General features: G+C 57.0%; 15 protein-coding genes. 4 read left to right on the forward strand and 11 right to left on the reverse strand.

Going from position 1 to position 16027, the window contains the following annotated elements; genetic code table 11:
• Nucleotides 1–28: 28 nt before the first annotated feature.
• Nucleotides 29–1318: an MFS transporter gene (locus tag ABJZ52_RS12385; protein WP_348192658.1), complete on the forward strand. Its 1290-nt coding sequence runs from the start codon at nucleotides 29–31 to the stop codon at nucleotides 1316–1318.
• Between the two features lie 15 nt (nucleotides 1319–1333).
• Here ABJZ52_RS12385 and ABJZ52_RS12390 read toward each other — a convergent pair whose 3' ends face one another.
• The 11 genes from ABJZ52_RS12390 to ABJZ52_RS12440 form a co-directional block, all read right to left on the reverse strand.
• Nucleotides 1334–2329 carry an adenosine deaminase gene (locus ABJZ52_RS12390; RefSeq protein WP_348192661.1) on the reverse strand — a complete coding sequence of 332 codons (996 nt, stop codon included), beginning with the start codon at nucleotides 2327–2329 and terminating at the stop codon, nucleotides 1334–1336.
• Nucleotides 2330–2455: 126 nt separating this feature from the next.
• Nucleotides 2456–3676: a phosphopentomutase gene (locus ABJZ52_RS12395; RefSeq protein WP_348192664.1), complete on the reverse strand. Its 1221-nt coding sequence runs from the start codon at nucleotides 3674–3676 to the stop codon at nucleotides 2456–2458.
• A gap of 108 nt (nucleotides 3677–3784) precedes the next feature.
• Entirely contained in the window at nucleotides 3785–5101 is a 1317-nt protein-coding gene (deoA, locus tag ABJZ52_RS12400) for a thymidine phosphorylase (RefSeq protein ID WP_348192667.1), read from the reverse strand.
• Between the two features lie 2 nt (nucleotides 5102–5103).
• On the reverse strand, nucleotides 5104–5883 hold the full coding sequence (deoC, locus tag ABJZ52_RS12405; RefSeq protein WP_348192670.1) for a deoxyribose-phosphate aldolase: 780 nt from the start codon (nucleotides 5881–5883) through the stop codon (nucleotides 5104–5106).
• Complete coding sequence (locus ABJZ52_RS12410; protein WP_348192673.1) at nucleotides 5876–6688, reverse strand: purine-nucleoside phosphorylase; 813 nt, start codon at nucleotides 6686–6688, stop codon at nucleotides 5876–5878. The genes deoC and ABJZ52_RS12410 overlap by 8 nt, the downstream gene beginning before the upstream one ends.
• A 6-nt stretch (nucleotides 6689–6694) precedes the next feature.
• On the reverse strand, nucleotides 6695–7090 hold the full coding sequence (gene cdd / locus ABJZ52_RS12415; protein ID WP_348192676.1) for a cytidine deaminase: 396 nt from the start codon (nucleotides 7088–7090) through the stop codon (nucleotides 6695–6697).
• Nucleotides 7087–8067: an ABC transporter permease gene (locus tag ABJZ52_RS12420; protein ID WP_348192679.1), complete on the reverse strand. Its 981-nt coding sequence runs from the start codon at nucleotides 8065–8067 to the stop codon at nucleotides 7087–7089. Before ABJZ52_RS12420 ends, cdd begins: the two co-directional genes overlap by 4 nt.
• A 9-nt stretch (nucleotides 8068–8076) precedes the next feature.
• Nucleotides 8077–9183, reverse strand: coding sequence for an ABC transporter permease (locus tag ABJZ52_RS12425; RefSeq protein WP_348192682.1), 1107 nt, complete (start codon nucleotides 9181–9183; stop codon nucleotides 8077–8079).
• Nucleotides 9180–10706, reverse strand: a complete 1527-nt coding sequence (locus ABJZ52_RS12430; RefSeq protein ID WP_348192685.1) for an ABC transporter ATP-binding protein — start codon at nucleotides 10704–10706, stop codon at nucleotides 9180–9182. Before ABJZ52_RS12430 ends, ABJZ52_RS12425 begins: the two co-directional genes overlap by 4 nt.
• A 180-nt stretch (nucleotides 10707–10886) precedes the next feature.
• Complete coding sequence (locus ABJZ52_RS12435; protein WP_348192688.1) at nucleotides 10887–11933, reverse strand: BMP family ABC transporter substrate-binding protein; 1047 nt, start codon at nucleotides 11931–11933, stop codon at nucleotides 10887–10889.
• 25 nt (nucleotides 11934–11958) lie between these two features.
• On the reverse strand, nucleotides 11959–12942 hold the full coding sequence (locus ABJZ52_RS12440) for a sugar-binding domain-containing protein (protein ID WP_348192692.1): 984 nt from the start codon (nucleotides 12940–12942) through the stop codon (nucleotides 11959–11961).
• 587 nt (nucleotides 12943–13529) lie between these two features.
• On the opposite strand from ABJZ52_RS12440, the gene ABJZ52_RS12445 reads away from it, so the two are divergent.
• The 3 genes from ABJZ52_RS12445 to glk all read left to right on the forward strand — a co-directional run bounded on the left by ABJZ52_RS12445 (nucleotide 13530) and on the right by glk (nucleotide 16022).
• Nucleotides 13530–14375: a DUF1194 domain-containing protein gene (locus ABJZ52_RS12445; protein WP_348192695.1), complete on the forward strand. Its 846-nt coding sequence runs from the start codon at nucleotides 13530–13532 to the stop codon at nucleotides 14373–14375.
• Nucleotides 14376–14544: 169 nt separating this feature from the next.
• On the forward strand, nucleotides 14545–14976 hold the full coding sequence (locus tag ABJZ52_RS12450) for a methylglyoxal synthase (RefSeq protein WP_192110786.1): 432 nt from the start codon (nucleotides 14545–14547) through the stop codon (nucleotides 14974–14976).
• Entirely contained in the window at nucleotides 14973–16022 is a 1050-nt protein-coding gene (gene glk, locus ABJZ52_RS12455; RefSeq protein WP_348192698.1) for a glucokinase, read from the forward strand. The genes ABJZ52_RS12450 and glk overlap by 4 nt, the downstream gene beginning before the upstream one ends.
• The last annotated feature ends 5 nt before the right edge of the window (nucleotides 16023–16027 follow it).

Consider the following 16027-nt stretch of genomic DNA (forward strand, 5'->3'; position numbering starts at 1 on the left):
AAGTTGACCGCCAACTTGTTGAGACATCATGTCGACAGTCTTTTCGATCGCAGCCCTTTTGACCGGTTCGGCGTTGCTGCTTCTTGCCGGCGGGATCCATAGCCTGCTGCTGCCAGTTCGCGGACTCGCTGAAGGATTTTCAGATACTTCGCTCGGTCTGCTTGGCGCCGGATGGGCCCTTGGGTTTATGGCCGGGTGTCTTGCCGTTCCGCTGATAGTGCAGCGTGTTGGGCATATTCGAACGTTTGGCGTCCTGGCTTCGCTTGCAGGTATCACCCTGCTTCTCAACCTGTTGCTGCTCCATCCATTTGCCTGGGTCCTGCTTCGTTCATTGTCAGGCTTCTGCTTCGCAGGTGCCGCGATGATCGTTGAAAGCTGGCTGAATGAGCGCGGCACCAACGAAACACGCGGCAAGATTTTTGGCATTTACACGATGATAAACCTCGGAGCGACCACGGTTGGCCAGATGCTTCTGACACTCGGCGATCCAAATGGTTATCTGTTCTTTGTGCTTGGCTCCATCATCTATTCCCTAGCCCTTCTTCCCACCGCCCTTTCAACTGCATTGACACCAGCGCCTCTGACCCAGGCAAGACTTGACCCGAAACTGCTTTGGAGGAATTCCCCGATCGCGGTCGTTGCGATTTTCCTTGTCGGCATATCGAACGGCGCCTTCGGAACGCTTGGGGCTGTCTACGGTCGGCGCATAGGCCTCGAGGTGTCAGATATCGCGATCATGATGTCCCTCGCGCTTTTGATCGGTGCCGTCATCCAAATCCCGATCGGATATGTCTCGGATCGTCTCGATCGAAGAATCGTGCTCATCTCCGTGGCCTTGATAGCAATGGGTATAGGCACCTGCCTGTCACTCTTCGGTGACTATGACACAAGCGTGACCATCGCCCTGGTCGCCGCGTTCGGCGGAACAATTTACGCCATGTACCCGGTGATCGTTGCTCATGCGAGTGACCATGCGGACCCTGGCGATTTTCTCAAAACCAGCGGCGGTCTTCTGCTGATCTTCGGCACTGGCACCATGATTGGCCCTCTCGCTGCAGCTGGCCTGATGACTGCGACCTATCCGGGCGCCCTGTTTCAAGTCACTGCTGTCGCGCATCTCTGCATGATCATCTTCGCGATTTGGCGCATGACTCAACGCGCGACACTGGATACCGATGAGAAGACCGATTTTGTCCCTGTTGTTTCAACAGGGCGCTTGAGCACCCCGGAAACATCCCTGCTCGATCCCCGGATAGATCAGGACGAATTGAATGATCGCGCTGACGAAAGAGACCTCGGTACAAAGCCGGGTGGTTGACGATCCGTCCATCAATCAGGAGACGTGCGCACTATCCAACCTGACCAGGAGACGCTGCTTGGTCGCGTGATCGCAAAACGCTGATTCGATAGCGTTTCGGGTGATCTCCATCTGGTCTTCAAAGCTCCAGCCAAATGTCTTGGAAACGCTCGCATATTCCTTGCCGAGCGTCGTGTGAAAGAACGGCGGATCGTCAGAGTTCAGCGTGACCTGGACTCCAGCCCGGCGCAGCAAGTTGATCGGGTGAAACCTCAGAACCGAATATACACCGAGTGCGAGATTTGAGCCCGGGCAGACCTCGAGAACCACATTTTCGTCGACAAGTCGCTTGACCAGATCCTTGTCCTCGATTGCCCTTACCCCGTGTCCCAGACGCTTGACGCGCAAGAACTCCAGTGCGGCGACGACGCTGTCCGGACCACCAAACTCCCCAGCATGAGCGGTCAAGCCGAGGCCGGCGTCACCCGCCATTCTGAATGCCTTGGCAAAGTTCGCCGGATGACCCTCGCGCTCATCACCTGCCAGTCCAAAACCCGTGACCATCGGATGAGGATTGCCGATCACCTCCTTGGCGACACGCTCGACGGACGCCGCCCCGAAATGGCGGACGCCAATTGCGATCATGCGGCCTTCGATGCCGGTCTCTTCTTTGGCCCGCTCGATTCCCGCGGCAAGGCCTTCAACATAGGAACGGTAGGACAGACCTGCGGCCTGTGCATGATCTGGTGAAATAAAGATCTCGCCGTAGATCGCGCCCTCTGCCGATAACATGCGGAAGTATGTTTCACTCAAGAGAGCATAGTCAGCGGGAGTCTTGAAAACAGAACTTGCAAGGTCATAGGCTTGGAGAAAGCTGGTGAAATCCGACCAGACATATTTGCCATTGCCGTTGATGATCGAAGAAACGTCGACCTGATATTTGTCTGCCAGGCGCAACACGAGAGACGGCGGCGCGGCACCCTCGATATGGCAATGCAATTCAGCCTTGGGCACCGACATCTTGTTGATCATGTTCTCGCTGTCGCCAGTTTATTGACCGCCTGTATCCATAGTTCATGAATCCCCCGGCCGAGACCTCACATGCTGTCATGAATTTCGATTCGACGTCAGCTCGGATTCCATCTGGGCTGTCAAAGTTCAGAGAAAACTCGTCCCATGAGCACCGGGTGCTATGCCCAGATGAAGCGCAATGCTCTCGCCGATATCTGCGAAAGTCGGCCGAACGCCGATCGATCTGCCTGCGACACCCGGCCCTGTTCCGATCACCGGAATATGCTCGCGCGTATGATCCGTACCTTGCCAAGTGGGATCGCAGCCATGATCCGCGGTCAGGATCAGAAGATCACCTTCAGACAGCTGCGCAATCATTTCAGGCAAACGCCGATCAAAATGCTCAAGGGCGGCTGCATACCCTGGGACATCACGCCGATGGCCATAGAGAGAATCGAAGTCGATGAAATTGGAAAAAACGAGATCGCCATCTTTCGCCAAGGCCATCGCTTCCAACGTCTTTTCAAAAAGTTCGTCGTTTCCGGCCCCCTTCAGGACCTTGCTGACGCCCTGGTGCGCGAAAATATCGGAGATCTTTCCGACGCCGATCACACTGCGCCCCTGTTCGACGAGACGGTCCAGAAGCGTCGGCTCTGGCGGCAGCACTGAGTAGTCCCGGCGATTGGGCGTGCGAATGAAGTCATCCGCCGAGCTGCCAACAAACGGCCGGGCAATCACGCGGCCTATATTGTAGGGGTCGACAAGCTCACGCGTGAGTTCGCAAAGTGCATATAGCCGCTCAAGCCCGAAGTGTTCTTCATGGGCTGCGATCTGGATGACGGAATCGGCAGACGTATAGAAGATCGGCTTGCCTGTCCGAAGGTGCTCCTCACCCAGTTCCTGAATGATGACCGTGCCAGACGCGTGCTTATTCCCCAAAACACCAGGAATCTCGCCGCGTTCAATCACGTCGCTGATCAAGGCCTCAGGGAAGGATGAAACAGTGTCTGGAAAGTACCCCCAGTCAAAGCGCACCGGTACGCCGGCGATCTCCCAGTGGCCTGATGGTGTATCCTTGCCATTGGAGATCTCGGCCGCACAGCCCCAGATGCCATCTGGCTCTCCCGTAAAATCAAGGCCAGGCGCAGCAATTCCGTTCGACAGCCTGGAAGCGCGGCCAAGTCCGAGCCTGTCCAGGTTCGGCAAGTGGAGCGGCCCCTTGCGCAAGCCTTCACGATCACCGTCACCTCGGGCGCAAGCTTCCGCGATATGGCCGAGCGTGTCAGAACCGGCGTCGCCGAACCGTTCAGCATCTGGCGCGCCACCGATCCCGAAGCTGTCCAGGACGCACAGTATCGCACGTGACATGCGGGTTTCCTCTTAATTTACGGCTGCTTCAAGCAACCTTGTTCTTGACCGTTTCTGGCCTGGCACTAGAGCGTTGCCGGTCAGCACGACGCTTGGCGTCTGAAATCTTTAGGGCGCAATTCGATCGACAACGCTTGGGAGATCTGAAACCTCCATTGCGCCTCCAATGCGATAAGCGTTCCTAAGCGCGATAGCAGCCCGTTCCGCTGAGCCCTCATCAGATGCGTGAACAAGCGCAATCGGAGCGTCCGCGTCCACGCGATGTCCGACACCGGCGAGCTCTGTAAGACCGACCGCGGGGTCGATGATGTCCGCGGCAGCCTTCCGACCGCCTCCAAGCTCCACCACCGCGACACCGACAGCCCTTGCATCAATATGAGTGACGACGCCATCTTGCGATGCATAGACAGGAGCCGTGACCGAGGCCTTGGGAAGGTAGATCTCGGATTTTTCCAAAAAGTCGCTCGGACCACCCAGGGCAGATACCATCTTGGCAAAGACCTCTGCGGCGCGACCACTCTCGAAGGCTTCACGCATCAGGTCGGAGCCGATCTCGGCTGTCGGCGCCAAACCTCCGGTCGCCAGAAGCTCACCGCCTTGGGCAACCGTCACATCCCACAAACGGTTGTCGATCGCCGTGCCTTTCAGGAAGTCCACCGCATTTTGGACCTCAACCGCATTGCCTGCGGCCGATGCAAGCGGCTCGTTCATGTCGGTCAGAAGTGCCGTTGTCTTCAGACCTGCGCCATTGGCGACGAGGACAAGGCTTTCTGCCAAGTCCCTTGCCTCATCAAGCGTCGCCATAAAAGCACCAGTCCCCCATTTCACGTCGAGGACCAATCCCTGCAGGCCAGCGGCAAGCTTCTTGGAGAGAATGGATGCGGTGATGAGATCCAGGCTTTCGACAGTGCCAGTGACATCCCGGATGGAATAGAAGCGCTTGTCGGCAGGCGCGAGATTGCCGGTCTGACCAATGACGGCGCAGCCGACTTCCTTGACAACCTTATGAAAAAGCTCGTTGTCCGGCTGCGTCTGATAGCCAGGAATCGTATCGAACTTGTCGAGTGTACCGCCCGTGTGCCCCAATCCTCGGCCGGAAATCATGGGCACAGCCGCGCCACAGGCGGCAAGAGCTGGCGCAAGCATGAGGGAGACATTGTCGCCCACTCCGCCAGTCGAATGCTTGTCGAGAACAGGCGCCTGGATATCCGACCAGTCCATGACGTCGCCACTGTCTCGCATGCCGAGGGTCAGGGCAACGCGTTCGTCAACGCTCATCTTTTGAAAGAAGACCGCCATCGCAAGCGCGGCGACCTGGCCTTCGGTCACGCTGCCATCGGCGAGGCCGCGCACGAAAAAGGAAATTTCCTCGGGGCTCAGCTCACCGCCGTCACGTTTTTTCCGGATGATCTCCTGCGGAAGCATAATCAGTACCCTTCTCCCGCAGACGCATCAGATCCTTCGATGGCTCCGAGCAGCGCATCCAGAAGGCCGCTTGCGCCAAACCGGAAAGTCGCCGCCGACGGCCAGTTTTGACCAAGGACCTTGTCCGCTAGCGCCAGATAGGCAGCAGCGTCATCAACGGTACGAATGCCGCCCGCAGGCTTGAAGCCAACATCTTTCAGCAAGTCGCGACGCGTTTCCTCAATGACGGTCAGCATCACTTCAGCGGCTTCCAACGTCGCGTTGACAGGAACCTTGCCGGTTGACGTCTTGATAAAGTCCGCTCCCGCATTGATCGCAATTTCGGACGCCATGTGGATCAGGAGAGGGTCCTTGATCTCACCGGTTTCGAGAATGACTTTGAGGATCGCGGGTGCCGGGATCACCGCCTTGACGCGAATGATATGCTCTTCGGCAAATCCCTTTCGCCCATCCATGAACGCCTTGTAGGGCATCACAAGGTCGATTTCGTCCGCCCCGTCGCGAATGGCCTGCTCGGTCTCTGCGACAACGCTTGATGTATCAACACCGCCATCGGGGAAATTGACGACGGTCGCGACCTTGACGCCCGTGCCCTTCAGTTCAGAAACACCCTGCTGGACAAAACGAGGCCAGATGCAGACTGCGGCCACATGACCGTAATCCGTGACCGCTCGCTTGCAGAGGGTCGTAATATCTGCGGCTGTGCAATCGTCGTTGAGATTGGTCAGGTCAACCAACCCCAAAGCTCGCTTGGCAGTTGCTACCTTGAGCGCATCAGTCATTTCCGATTTCCTTCACGAAGGCGCGAACCAGCTGTTTCATTCGGTCCATGCCCTTGAGCGCGACACTCTTCGTTTCATCGTGAGACAAGGCGTGCGCCTGCAGCCCCGCACCGTAGTTGGTGATGATCGACATCGCGGCAACGCGCATACCGAGAAACCGCGCGATAATCACTTCCGGCACAGTGGACATGCCAACCGCATCAGCACCGAGTGCCTTTGCCATTCTGATCTCCGCGGGCGTCTCGAAAGACGGGCCGGAGAACCACATGTACACCCCTTCCGGCACTGCTGCTCCCGTCGCCTCGGCGATCTTCGTCATTGCGGCGCGCAGATCCGGGTCATAGGCAGAGCTCATGTCAAGGAAACGTTTCTCATCCTCTTCCCCGATCAGCGGATTTTTTCCAGACCAGTTGATGTGATCGGAAATCAGCATCGGATTGCCCGGAGCTACATCTTCGCGCAGAGACCCTGCCGCATTTGTGGCCAGCAAGATCTCGCACCCCAACTCCCTGAGCGTTTCAACCGGGGTACGCATCACGGTCGGATCGCCGCCCTCATAGTAGTGCGCACGCCCGGACAGAATTACGACGGGAACACCAGCCAACGTCCCGGCGACCAATTCGCTTGAATGCGATGTCACCGAGGAAATCGGAAACTCCGTCAGGTGAGAATAGGGAATGCGAACAGCATCTTCCACTTCGTCGGCCAGAGATCCCAGGCCAGAGCCGAGGATCATGCCAATGCGATAGGAACCCGGACGGGCGGCGCGGACGATATCGGCGCATTCACGACCATAACCACTCATGGGTTGTCAGTCCTTTTCCTCGAGTTGAAATCCGGCAGGCAGCAATCCATCCATCGTGAAGCTTTGCTTGATCTCTTTGAGATCCGCCACGTGGATGGTCATGCCCTGACCTTCAAATTCCTTCAATTTCTGACGACACCCCCCGCATGGCGTGCAAAGCGCTGCATCAGCGATGACGACGACCTCGGTAATACGGCTGCCGCCACCCAGCACCATGGCGCTGATCGCGCCGGCTTCCGCGCAAACGCCTTCGGGGAAAGCCGCGTTTTCGACATTGCAGCCGGCAAAGACCAAGCCATCTTCTGTGCGCAGCGCCGCCCCAACCTTAAACTTGGAATAAGGTGCATAGGCGTTCTCGCGTGCCGCTTTCGCCGCGTCAAACAGGTCTTGAATCTGCGTCATGTCCGTTCCTTCAAGTACGGAACGCCCGAGGCCTTGGGCGGAATAGCCTTGCCGATGAAACCGGCGAGAAGGATTACTGTCAGGATGTAAGGCAGGGCCTGGAAGAACTGAACAGGCACATCGCCAATACCCGGGATTTCCTGCCCCTGCAGCCGGATCGCAACAGCATCAAGGAAGCCGAAGAGTAGGCAAGCCAGCATCGCATTTCCCGGCTTCCACTTCGCAAAGATGAGAGCGGCAAGGGCGATGAAGCCACGACCCGCCGTCATGTCCTTGATGAACCCTGAAGATTGGGCGATCGAAAGGTAGCTGCCAGCAACTCCGCACAAAATACCGCAAGCAATCACGGCGCGATAGCGGAGCCAGACAACTGAAATGCCTGCCGTATCAACCGCAGCCGGGTTTTCGCCCACAGCTCTCAGCCTCAGACCGAAACGTGTTCTGAAGAGAACCCACCAGGTAAGAGGGACTGCGGCGAAGGCCAGATACACCAGGATATTGTGGCCTGACAGGAGCTCAGAGTAGATCGGCCCGATGACAGGAACTGTTTCAACCTGTTCGACAAACGGCAGCTCAATGTCCTGAAACCGGCCCTCTTTGGGCAAGGGAGGTGTCCGGCCACCCTGCCGAAACCACGATTGTCCCAGGAGGGCTGTCAGCCCCGCAGCCAGGAAGTTGATCGCAACGCCCGAAACAATCTGGTTGCCTCGATTGGTTATGGAGGCAAAGCCGTGCAGCAGGGCCAGGAAGATCGATACGCCAATGCCAGCCAGCAATCCAAGCCAAGCGTTGCCTGTCATATATCCGACGGCGCCTGCCCCAAAGGCAGCTCCCAGCATCTTGCCCTCAAGTCCAATATCAACGACGCCCGAGCGCTCTGAGTAGAGCCCCGCGAGACACGCCAGAAGCAATGGCGTCGACAATCGGACTGTGGAGTCCAGGATCAGGATCATCGTATGGAGATAAGTCTCGAACATGGCTTTCTCCTACTCCGCCTGACCAGCCGGAGCACCGGCAAAGCTGAAAAGCTGTACCAGGGCCGGTCGGAACATGTACTCAAGGGCGCCGGCAAAGAGGATCACCAGCCCCTGGATCACAATGATCATATCGCGGGTGATGGCGGGTTTTTCGAACGAAAGCTCTGCTCCGCCCTGGTAAAGCATGCCGAACAAGATGGCTGCCAACACGATCCCAACCGGATGAGCACGCCCCATCAGAGCGACCGCAATACCCACGAAGCCATAGCCCGCCACAAATTCGAGTATCAGCCGGTGCTGAGCACCCATGATCTCGTTGATCGCCATAAGCCCGGCCATGGCGCCGGAAATCAGCATGGTCACGATCGTGATGCGTACCGGTGAAATGCCGGCATAGACAGCGGCGGTCGGATTTGCGCCGAACGTCCGGATTTCATAGCCCAGCCGCGTCCGCCAGATCAGTGCCCAAACCAGGAAACAACAGATCAGGGCAATGACCAGCGACAAGTTCACCTGCGATGTCCCGAAAAACTCACCCGGGATCAGGTTGTCCAGCAAAGGCAGGCGCCCTCCATCCTCGAAGGTCCGCGTTTCGGGTTGCATCGATCCCGGTTTGGCGATGACGTCGACAAGCAGATAGCCCATCAGGGCCGCGCCAATAAAATTGAACATGATCGTCGTGATGACGATGTGGCTTCCACGTGTCGCCTGCAGCCATGCCGGAATGAATGCCCAAGCCGCACCGAAAAGCGCGCCGCCAGCCACTGCGAATGGCAATGTGACCCACCAGGGGACGTATTGATCAAGAGCCAAGCAGGCGAAGGCTACACCGAGACCGCCAACATAGGCCTGCCCCTCGCCCCCGATGTTGAAAAGCCCGGCGTGAAACGCCACCGCGACTGCCAACCCCGTAAAGATAAAGCTCGTCGCATTGAAAAGCGTAAAGCCAATGCCCTCGCCATATCCAAGCGATCCCCAAAGCAGAATTTCAACGGCCTCCAATGGGTTTTCGCCGATCAGGAGCACCACCAGCCCGGACACAAGAAAGGCCGCAACCAGATTGAGGGCCGGTATCAAGCCGAAATCGACCCAACGTGGCAGTTGTCCGGCGCTCATTTCGCTTCTCCGTGTACACCGGCCATTAGCAGGCCCAGCTCGCTTTCATCAGCATCCGGCGCCCGTTCGCCGACAATGGAACCGTCAAACATGACCAGAACCCGATCGGCCAGCGCCCTGATTTCATCAAGTTCGACCGACACCAGCAGAATGCCCTTTCCTGCGTCGCGCAACTCGATCAACCGCTTGTGGATGAACTCAATCGCGCCAATGTCGACGCCCCGCGTCGGCTGACCGACAAGAAGCACGGTCGGATCGCGTTCGATCTCTCGCGCAAGAACAATCTTCTGCTGGTTGCCGCCTGAGAAATTAGCAGTTTTGAGCAAGGGATTTGGTGGCCGAATATCGTATTTTTCGATTTCGGCTCTCGCTGCTTCCTTAATCCCGGCCACATCAAGCAACATGCCCTTCGAGTATCGGGGATCGTTGTGATGGCCGAGAATTGCATTTTCATATTCGGCAAATGAAGTCACGAGGCCCATTCGGTGACGGTCTTCAGGAACGTGGCCCATATTTTTTTGGCGCATGGAGGCCGCATTGACGTCCTGTTTCTCCAGGTCGATCAGCTCACCGTCGATCCAGACCGTCCCCTTGCTTGCGCTTCGAATGCCCGCAAGGGTTTCCAGCAGTTCGGACTGGCCATTGCCGGAGACGCCTGCGATCCCCACAATCTCACCGGCACGGACATCGAAAGAAGCGTTCTTGACGACCTTAACGCCGCGGCTGTCCACGACGTTCAACCCATCCACCACCAAGACCTTTTCCTTGGGTTGCGCCGGTTTCTTGTCGACCTGGAGCAATACACGGCGTCCGACCATCAGCTCCGCCAGGTCTTCCATCGAGGTTTCGGCCGTCTTGCGTGTCGCCACCATCTCACCGCGTCGCATGACAGACACAGTGTCGGTGATCGCCATGATCTCACGCAGCTTGTGGGTGATCAAAAGGACTGTTTTTCCCTCATCCCTCAGGACTTCGAGAATCTTGAAGAGGTGATCGGCTTCCGCCGGTGTCAGAACCCCAGTCGGCTCGTCGAGGATCAGGATCTCTGCACCTCTGAAAAGCGCCTTCAAGATCTCGACTCTTTGCTGCAATCCAACGGGAAGATCACCGATCAGGGCATCCGGATCGACGCGGAGTTCATAGTCGTCCTCAAGGCGCTTGAGCTCCTTGCGCGCCTTGGACAGGCCACCAGCCAGTCTCGCGCTGCCCTCGGCACCAAGAACGACGTTCTCAAGGACACTGAAGTTATCGACCAGCATGAAATGCTGATGCACCATTCCAATACCGAGAGAGATCGCGGTTTTGGAATCGGCAATCGAAACCTCTTCTCCGGATATGAGAATGTCGCCGCGGTCCGCCTGATAAAATCCGTAGAGGATCGACATAAGCGTCGATTTCCCGGCTCCATTTTCACCAATGATGCCGTGGATCGACCCCTTTTTCACGACAAGGTCAATTTCCTTGTTGGCGTGAACAGGGCCGAAGCTCTTGTTGATCTTCCGAAGTTCGATTGCCGGCGTCATGGCTCAGCCCTTGTGCAGGAAACCGGGTCCCGTTGTGTCATGTTGTCAGATCACATGTTCTGCAGCTGTCGGCCCTTTTAAGACGAACAGCGATCTTGAGTACGCCGGACTGTAAGCACCCAACGCAAAATCAAAATCCCCGCACCAACCATGACGGTCGGCGCGGGGAGTTCAAAGGCTTTAGAACGGGCAGTTCTGATCAGCCATGTAGTCGTGAACCGTGACCGTTCCGGAGACGATATCGGCGCGCGCCTTGTCGACTGCGGCTTTCATTTCCGGCGTGATCAGCTTCTCGTTGTTTTCGTCGAGCGCCCAATCAACCCCACCTTCGGCGAGACCGAGAACGGAGAAGCCTGATGTCCAGGCGTCGTTCTTGGCATCTTCGAATGCGCTGTAGACGGCGACGTCAACGCGCTTGAGCATGGATGACAGGACAGAACCGGGATGCAGAGCGTTCTGGTTGCTGTCAACGCCGATGCCGAGTTTGCCAGCGTCTGCCGCGGCCTGGAGCACACCAATGCCCGTGCCGCCAGCTGCGTGATAGACAACGTCCGCGCCACGGTCGAACTGGGACTTGGCCAATTCGCCGCCCTTCACCGGATCGTTCCAGGCTGCGCCGGTCGTGCCCGTCATGTTCTCAAAGACTTCCGCATCCGCATTTACGGCCAATGCGCCCTGCTTGTAGCCGCAGGCGAATTTACGGATCAACGGAATATCCATCCCGCCGATGAAACCCACCTTGCCGGTTTCAGAAGCCATCGCGGCAAGCATGCCGACGATGTAGGAGCCTTCGTGCTCCTTGAAGACGATCGAGCGAACGTTCGGCAGGTCTACGACCATGTCGACGATTGCGAACTGAGTGTCTGGAAATTCCTTTGCAACTTTCTCAACTGCGTTGGCCTGTGAGAAGCCAATGGCAACGATCGGGCTCTGACCGCGTTTTGCAAAATTGCGAAGCGCCTGCTCGCGCTGGCTGTCGTTTTGAATTTCGAAATCGCGGTAGGCGACGCCAGTGTCCGCGGCGAACTTTTCGGCACCGGTGTAGGCAGCCTCGTTGAACGACTTGTCGAACTTTCCGCCAAGATCGTAAAGGACTGCGGGCTTGATGTCTGCGGCCATAGCGGCCGTAGAAAACGCGACGCCTGCAAGAGCCACGCTAATCGTCAGGAGCTTCTTCACTTGTATGTCCTCCGACACTTCGGGCCGCCCAGCGGGGCGGTCCCTCATTACTTCCCCTCTTGACGCATCCGCTTTAGGCGGATTGCGCCAGCTTTAATCCGATCCGATCACGCAAAGCCCTCGCGAGGGTCTCATCTGCAATCAGGTCGGTAATGACACCGGCGCGCAGTGCTGCAAGGGTCGCATCGACCTTGGTCTCACCACCCACCAGTGCAATCAGTCGACTGCCTTTGACTTCATTGAAATGAAGACCGACAGCACAATCTCCGATGCGGACGGGCGCAACTTCCCCGTCCAGTGTCAAGAACCGGCCCATGAGGTCGCTTGCGGCACCACTCTGATCCAGTTCTTCCTGCTCTTCAGCCGTGATCATCCCTCTTTGGATGAGATGCCCTTCTTCTTCGACGGAGCCGATGCCAACAACAAAGACGTCCGCCTTGCGCGCCCGATCGAGCAGATCCTGAACACTACGTTGTCCAAGGAACATCTCCTTTTCCTCGAGCGTTTCCGCAAAATAAGGCACCGGCAGGTAATAGCCCTCGCCACCAGTCCGGTCCTGAAGCAATTGCACGACATCGTAAGGATTGGCCGCGAGTGTGCGAGTCAGAGACCCGCAGATCGACATCACCGCGAGGTCCGGCCGCGCCAGTCGCGGCATTTCCTCGACTGCGGCCTTGAGCGTGCGGCCCATGCCAACGCCGACTTTCCTCACGTTTGGCGAGCCCAGAATTCCTGCAAGAACATGAGCGCCAGCGGACGCTACCGCGCGAATTGCGCTCTCCTGATCCCCTGAACCAAGGTCAGGCGCAATGATACAGGTCTTCAGATTGAACTGATCTGCGAGAAGTTCTTCAAGCTCCAGGCACTCAAGCGGCCGGCCTTCAACATGAAACTTGACGTACCCGGCCTTTTGGGCGTGAGCGATCAGGCGATGCACTTTTGCTGGAGAGATCCCAAGTTGAGACGCGATCTCGCCTTGCGTTCGCCCACCGACAAAGGACAGCCACGCAGCTCTGATCGCAAGATAGTTCGTCCAGTCATCGTCGCGCGCCTGCATGGGCGTCTCACCACCTCTTCTAAAAGCCTCATTCAATCTGAGACCTTGTTCGCAGTTGCCGCAGCAAATACGATATCAGAATAATCAAGAAGAAGACTCCTTCAGCCTTGCCCTCGACTCTCGCAGTCTGAAAAAATCTTCATCGACTGAGAATTTATTCAGATGTTTGCCCGGACAGCCCCATGGCGTCAAGCACCTTGCGGGTAAAAAGTCCCAGACTCACGAACCTTTTCAAAGTTTGCAGCAAGACTGCTTACACAGCAGGCTGAACGCCCAAGATGAGTGCAGACGCCGCGCAGTTTGTACCCTTTCCCCGATCAATCGCCTTCTAGCCGCCCCTGATTCTCCACCACTCACCACTCTTCCTGTGGAATACATGCACTATGTGCGCTTTTTCATTTTGCCAGACAAACAAAATCAAGCAGTATTCATATGTGAATATTCAAGCAAAGTAGTTTTGACAACTAAGGAAGCCTCCAGATAATCCGACGTTTTCACGAGGAACGAAGCGCTAAGAAATTCGACCTCTAATAGAAAAGGGGGAGACGTGACTAATCAACCTTCGGGTCAGAATAGGAGCACAAGTCATGCGTCTCGACACATACAAGAAAACGGTTTGCGTTACCGGTGCGTCCCTACTTGCCGGTCTTGTTTCAGGCATATGTACAGTCCCATCCCATGCCCGCGATTTCACCATGCCGGCCAAATCCGGCTACACCTTCAACCACGATCCCGCGAATGAAGTCGATGTCGAGCTCGTCCTAGCAGTCGACATTTCTCAATCAATGGACACGGAAGAACAGGAAGTCCAAAGGGCCGGCTATGTTGCGGCCCTGACATCTGACGAGGTTCTGGAAGCTGTCAAATACGGTCCGATAGGACGCATCGCGGTCGCCTACATGGAATGGGGCGGCGTTGACGAACACTTCATGGTCGCCGAATGGATGGTGATAAAGGACAAGGCGTCTGCGTCTGCCTTCGCATCCCATATCGCCGAGGCGCCACTTCGACAGGTCCAGCGAACCTCAATCGCCTCCGCGCTTTCCAAATCAGTCGAACTTGTACAGGCGAACAAGTACAATGGCCTGCGACGCGTCATCGACATCTCTGGCGATGGCCCAAACAACCAAGGCGGCTCCGTCACCCAGATACGTGACAAGCTGCTTTCATCAGGCGTCACGATCAATGGCCTCCCCCTGATGATGAAAGCCAATGCCAATTCCTGGCAGGCAATGCTCAACCTCGATCACTACTATGAAGACTGTGTCATCGGCGGGCCCGGCTCCTTTGCAATCCCTGTCAGATCGAAGGAAGGCTTCGAGGATGCAATCCGGATGAAACTCGTCATGGAAATTGCCGGTCTCAGCTTTGAAGAACCGCTCGTACGAAAAGTCTCAGCGCGCAAACCCGTCCGCTGTTCAATGTTTGACTAGATGATGCGCTCGGAGCAAAAGCCCCGAGCCTCAGAGACATTTCAAATATCCACTTGGGGCGACGTTATCCGCCGCTCCACCTGGGATCTTTTCGCCTTGTGCTTTACCCCCGCCGTGAAATCCCTGTACATCTGTCCTGGCTTGCCAAATCAGCTGCAGAGGATGACGCATGAACACCCGGCCAATGCTTGCCCTTGTCGCCCATGACGCGAAGAAAGACGCTATGGTCGACTTCGCCGTTCGAAATGAAGAGAAGCTGCTGCCCTTCACTTTGGTTGCGACCGGCACGACTGGCGGACGGATCGAGGAAGGCTGTAGCCGCCTCAACATTACCCGCCTGAAGAGCGGCCCTCTCGGCGGCGACCAACAGATTGGAGCCCTGATCGCCGAGGGACGCCTGAACGGCCTGATCTTTTTCGTCGACCCCTTAAGCCCGATGCCCCACGATGTGGATGTCAAGGCGCTGATGAGACTGGCTCTGGTTTACGACCTCCCGATGGCGCTGAATTTGGCAACGGCTGAAATTCTTCTTCGCTCTGCGCGTTTAACCGGTTTAAAAACAACCTCGACAACACCTGAAATCAGCGTATCGGCCATATGAGTCTTCCCAATCAGTTCCTGACCACCTTCGCCTATCCGATTCTTGTCGCGGACATTGGTGGCACGAATGCGCGTTTCGCTCTGGTGCATGGAGCTGACTCGGAGACAGAATTCTGCATGCCCACCGCAACAGCGGACCATTTGGACATTTCCGGTGCCATACGGGAAACACTCGACAAGGCGAGCGGCGCGAAACCGCGCACAGCGATCATCGCGGTGGCAGGTCCTGTGACGGGCAACAAGATTCCACTGACCAATGCCGACTGGGTCATCGAACCTCTGAAACTGATCGAAGACCTGGCTCTAGATGACGTCATCATCGTCAATGACTTCGAAGCCCAGGCGCTAGCGTTGCCAAATCTTCAAGGTAAGGACATCGAGCAGGTCGGAAGAGGTGCCCCACGCCCGGCATCGACAAAGTTTGTTCTTGGTCCAGGAACCGGCCTTGGCGCCGCTGCGATGATCCATGCCGCCGACACCTGGATCCCGGTTCCCGGCGAAGGTGGCCATGTAGAGATCGGCCCTGTCACGGAGGAAGACTTTCCGATCTTTGACAAAATCGAGCGTGTCGGCGGACGGCTTGGGGCTGAGCAGATCCTCAGCGGCTCAGGTCTGCCGCGTCTCGCCCGGGGTGTCTGCCTCTCCATGAATTTGGAGCGTTCTTTCGAAACCGCAGCCGATATCACTCAAGCCGCAGAGGCGAACGACGTCGTCGCAACCAAGACGCTCGAGACATTCGCGCGTGCGCTCGGACGTGTTGCCGGAGATTTTGCCCTTTCGCTTCTTGCGCGCGGCGGCGTCTATCTGACTGGTGGCGTGACACCGCGGATCGATCGCTTTTTGACGGACGGCCACTTTCGTCGTTCCTTCGAGGCGAAAGCCCCTCATCAGTCACTCATGGCCGCAATACCCACCTATATCGTTCGCCATAGCAACCCGGCACTGGAAGGCCTTGTGGCCTTTGCAAAGTCTCCCGACCGCTTCGTCGTCGAACTCAAAGGGCGCCGCTGGAGCCGCGAGGCGGCCGTGTCAAACGCCACGGGCTAGGCCTC

Source organism: Roseibium sp., assembly GCF_039982295.1.
Taxonomy (GTDB): domain Bacteria; phylum Pseudomonadota; class Alphaproteobacteria; order Rhizobiales; family Stappiaceae; genus Roseibium.

Coding starts and splice junctions, on each gene's coding strand:
- ABJZ52_RS12385 (WP_348192658.1), top strand. CDS start 29: ATGTCGACAGTCTTTTCGATCGCAGCCCTTTTGACCGGTTCGGCGTTG.
- ABJZ52_RS12390 (WP_348192661.1), bottom strand. CDS start 2,329: ATGATCAACAAGATGTCGGTGCCCAAGGCTGAATTGCATTGCCATATC.
- ABJZ52_RS12395 (WP_348192664.1), bottom strand. CDS start 3,676: ATGTCACGTGCGATACTGTGCGTCCTGGACAGCTTCGGGATCGGTGGC.
- deoA (WP_348192667.1), bottom strand. CDS start 5,101: ATGCTTCCGCAGGAGATCATCCGGAAAAAACGTGACGGCGGTGAGCTG.
- deoC (WP_348192670.1), bottom strand. CDS start 5,883: ATGACTGATGCGCTCAAGGTAGCAACTGCCAAGCGAGCTTTGGGGTTG.
- ABJZ52_RS12410 (WP_348192673.1), bottom strand. CDS start 6,688: ATGAGTGGTTATGGTCGTGAATGCGCCGATATCGTCCGCGCCGCCCGT.
- cdd (WP_348192676.1), bottom strand. CDS start 7,090: ATGACGCAGATTCAAGACCTGTTTGACGCGGCGAAAGCGGCACGCGAG.
- ABJZ52_RS12420 (WP_348192679.1), bottom strand. CDS start 8,067: ATGTTCGAGACTTATCTCCATACGATGATCCTGATCCTGGACTCCACA.
- ABJZ52_RS12425 (WP_348192682.1), bottom strand. CDS start 9,183: ATGAGCGCCGGACAACTGCCACGTTGGGTCGATTTCGGCTTGATACCG.
- ABJZ52_RS12430 (WP_348192685.1), bottom strand. CDS start 10,706: ATGACGCCGGCAATCGAACTTCGGAAGATCAACAAGAGCTTCGGCCCT.
- ABJZ52_RS12435 (WP_348192688.1), bottom strand. CDS start 11,933: ATGAGGGACCGCCCCGCTGGGCGGCCCGAAGTGTCGGAGGACATACAA.
- ABJZ52_RS12440 (WP_348192692.1), bottom strand. CDS start 12,942: ATGCAGGCGCGCGACGATGACTGGACGAACTATCTTGCGATCAGAGCT.
- ABJZ52_RS12445 (WP_348192695.1), top strand. CDS start 13,530: ATGCGTCTCGACACATACAAGAAAACGGTTTGCGTTACCGGTGCGTCC.
- ABJZ52_RS12450 (WP_192110786.1), top strand. CDS start 14,545: ATGAACACCCGGCCAATGCTTGCCCTTGTCGCCCATGACGCGAAGAAA.
- glk (WP_348192698.1), top strand. CDS start 14,973: ATGAGTCTTCCCAATCAGTTCCTGACCACCTTCGCCTATCCGATTCTT.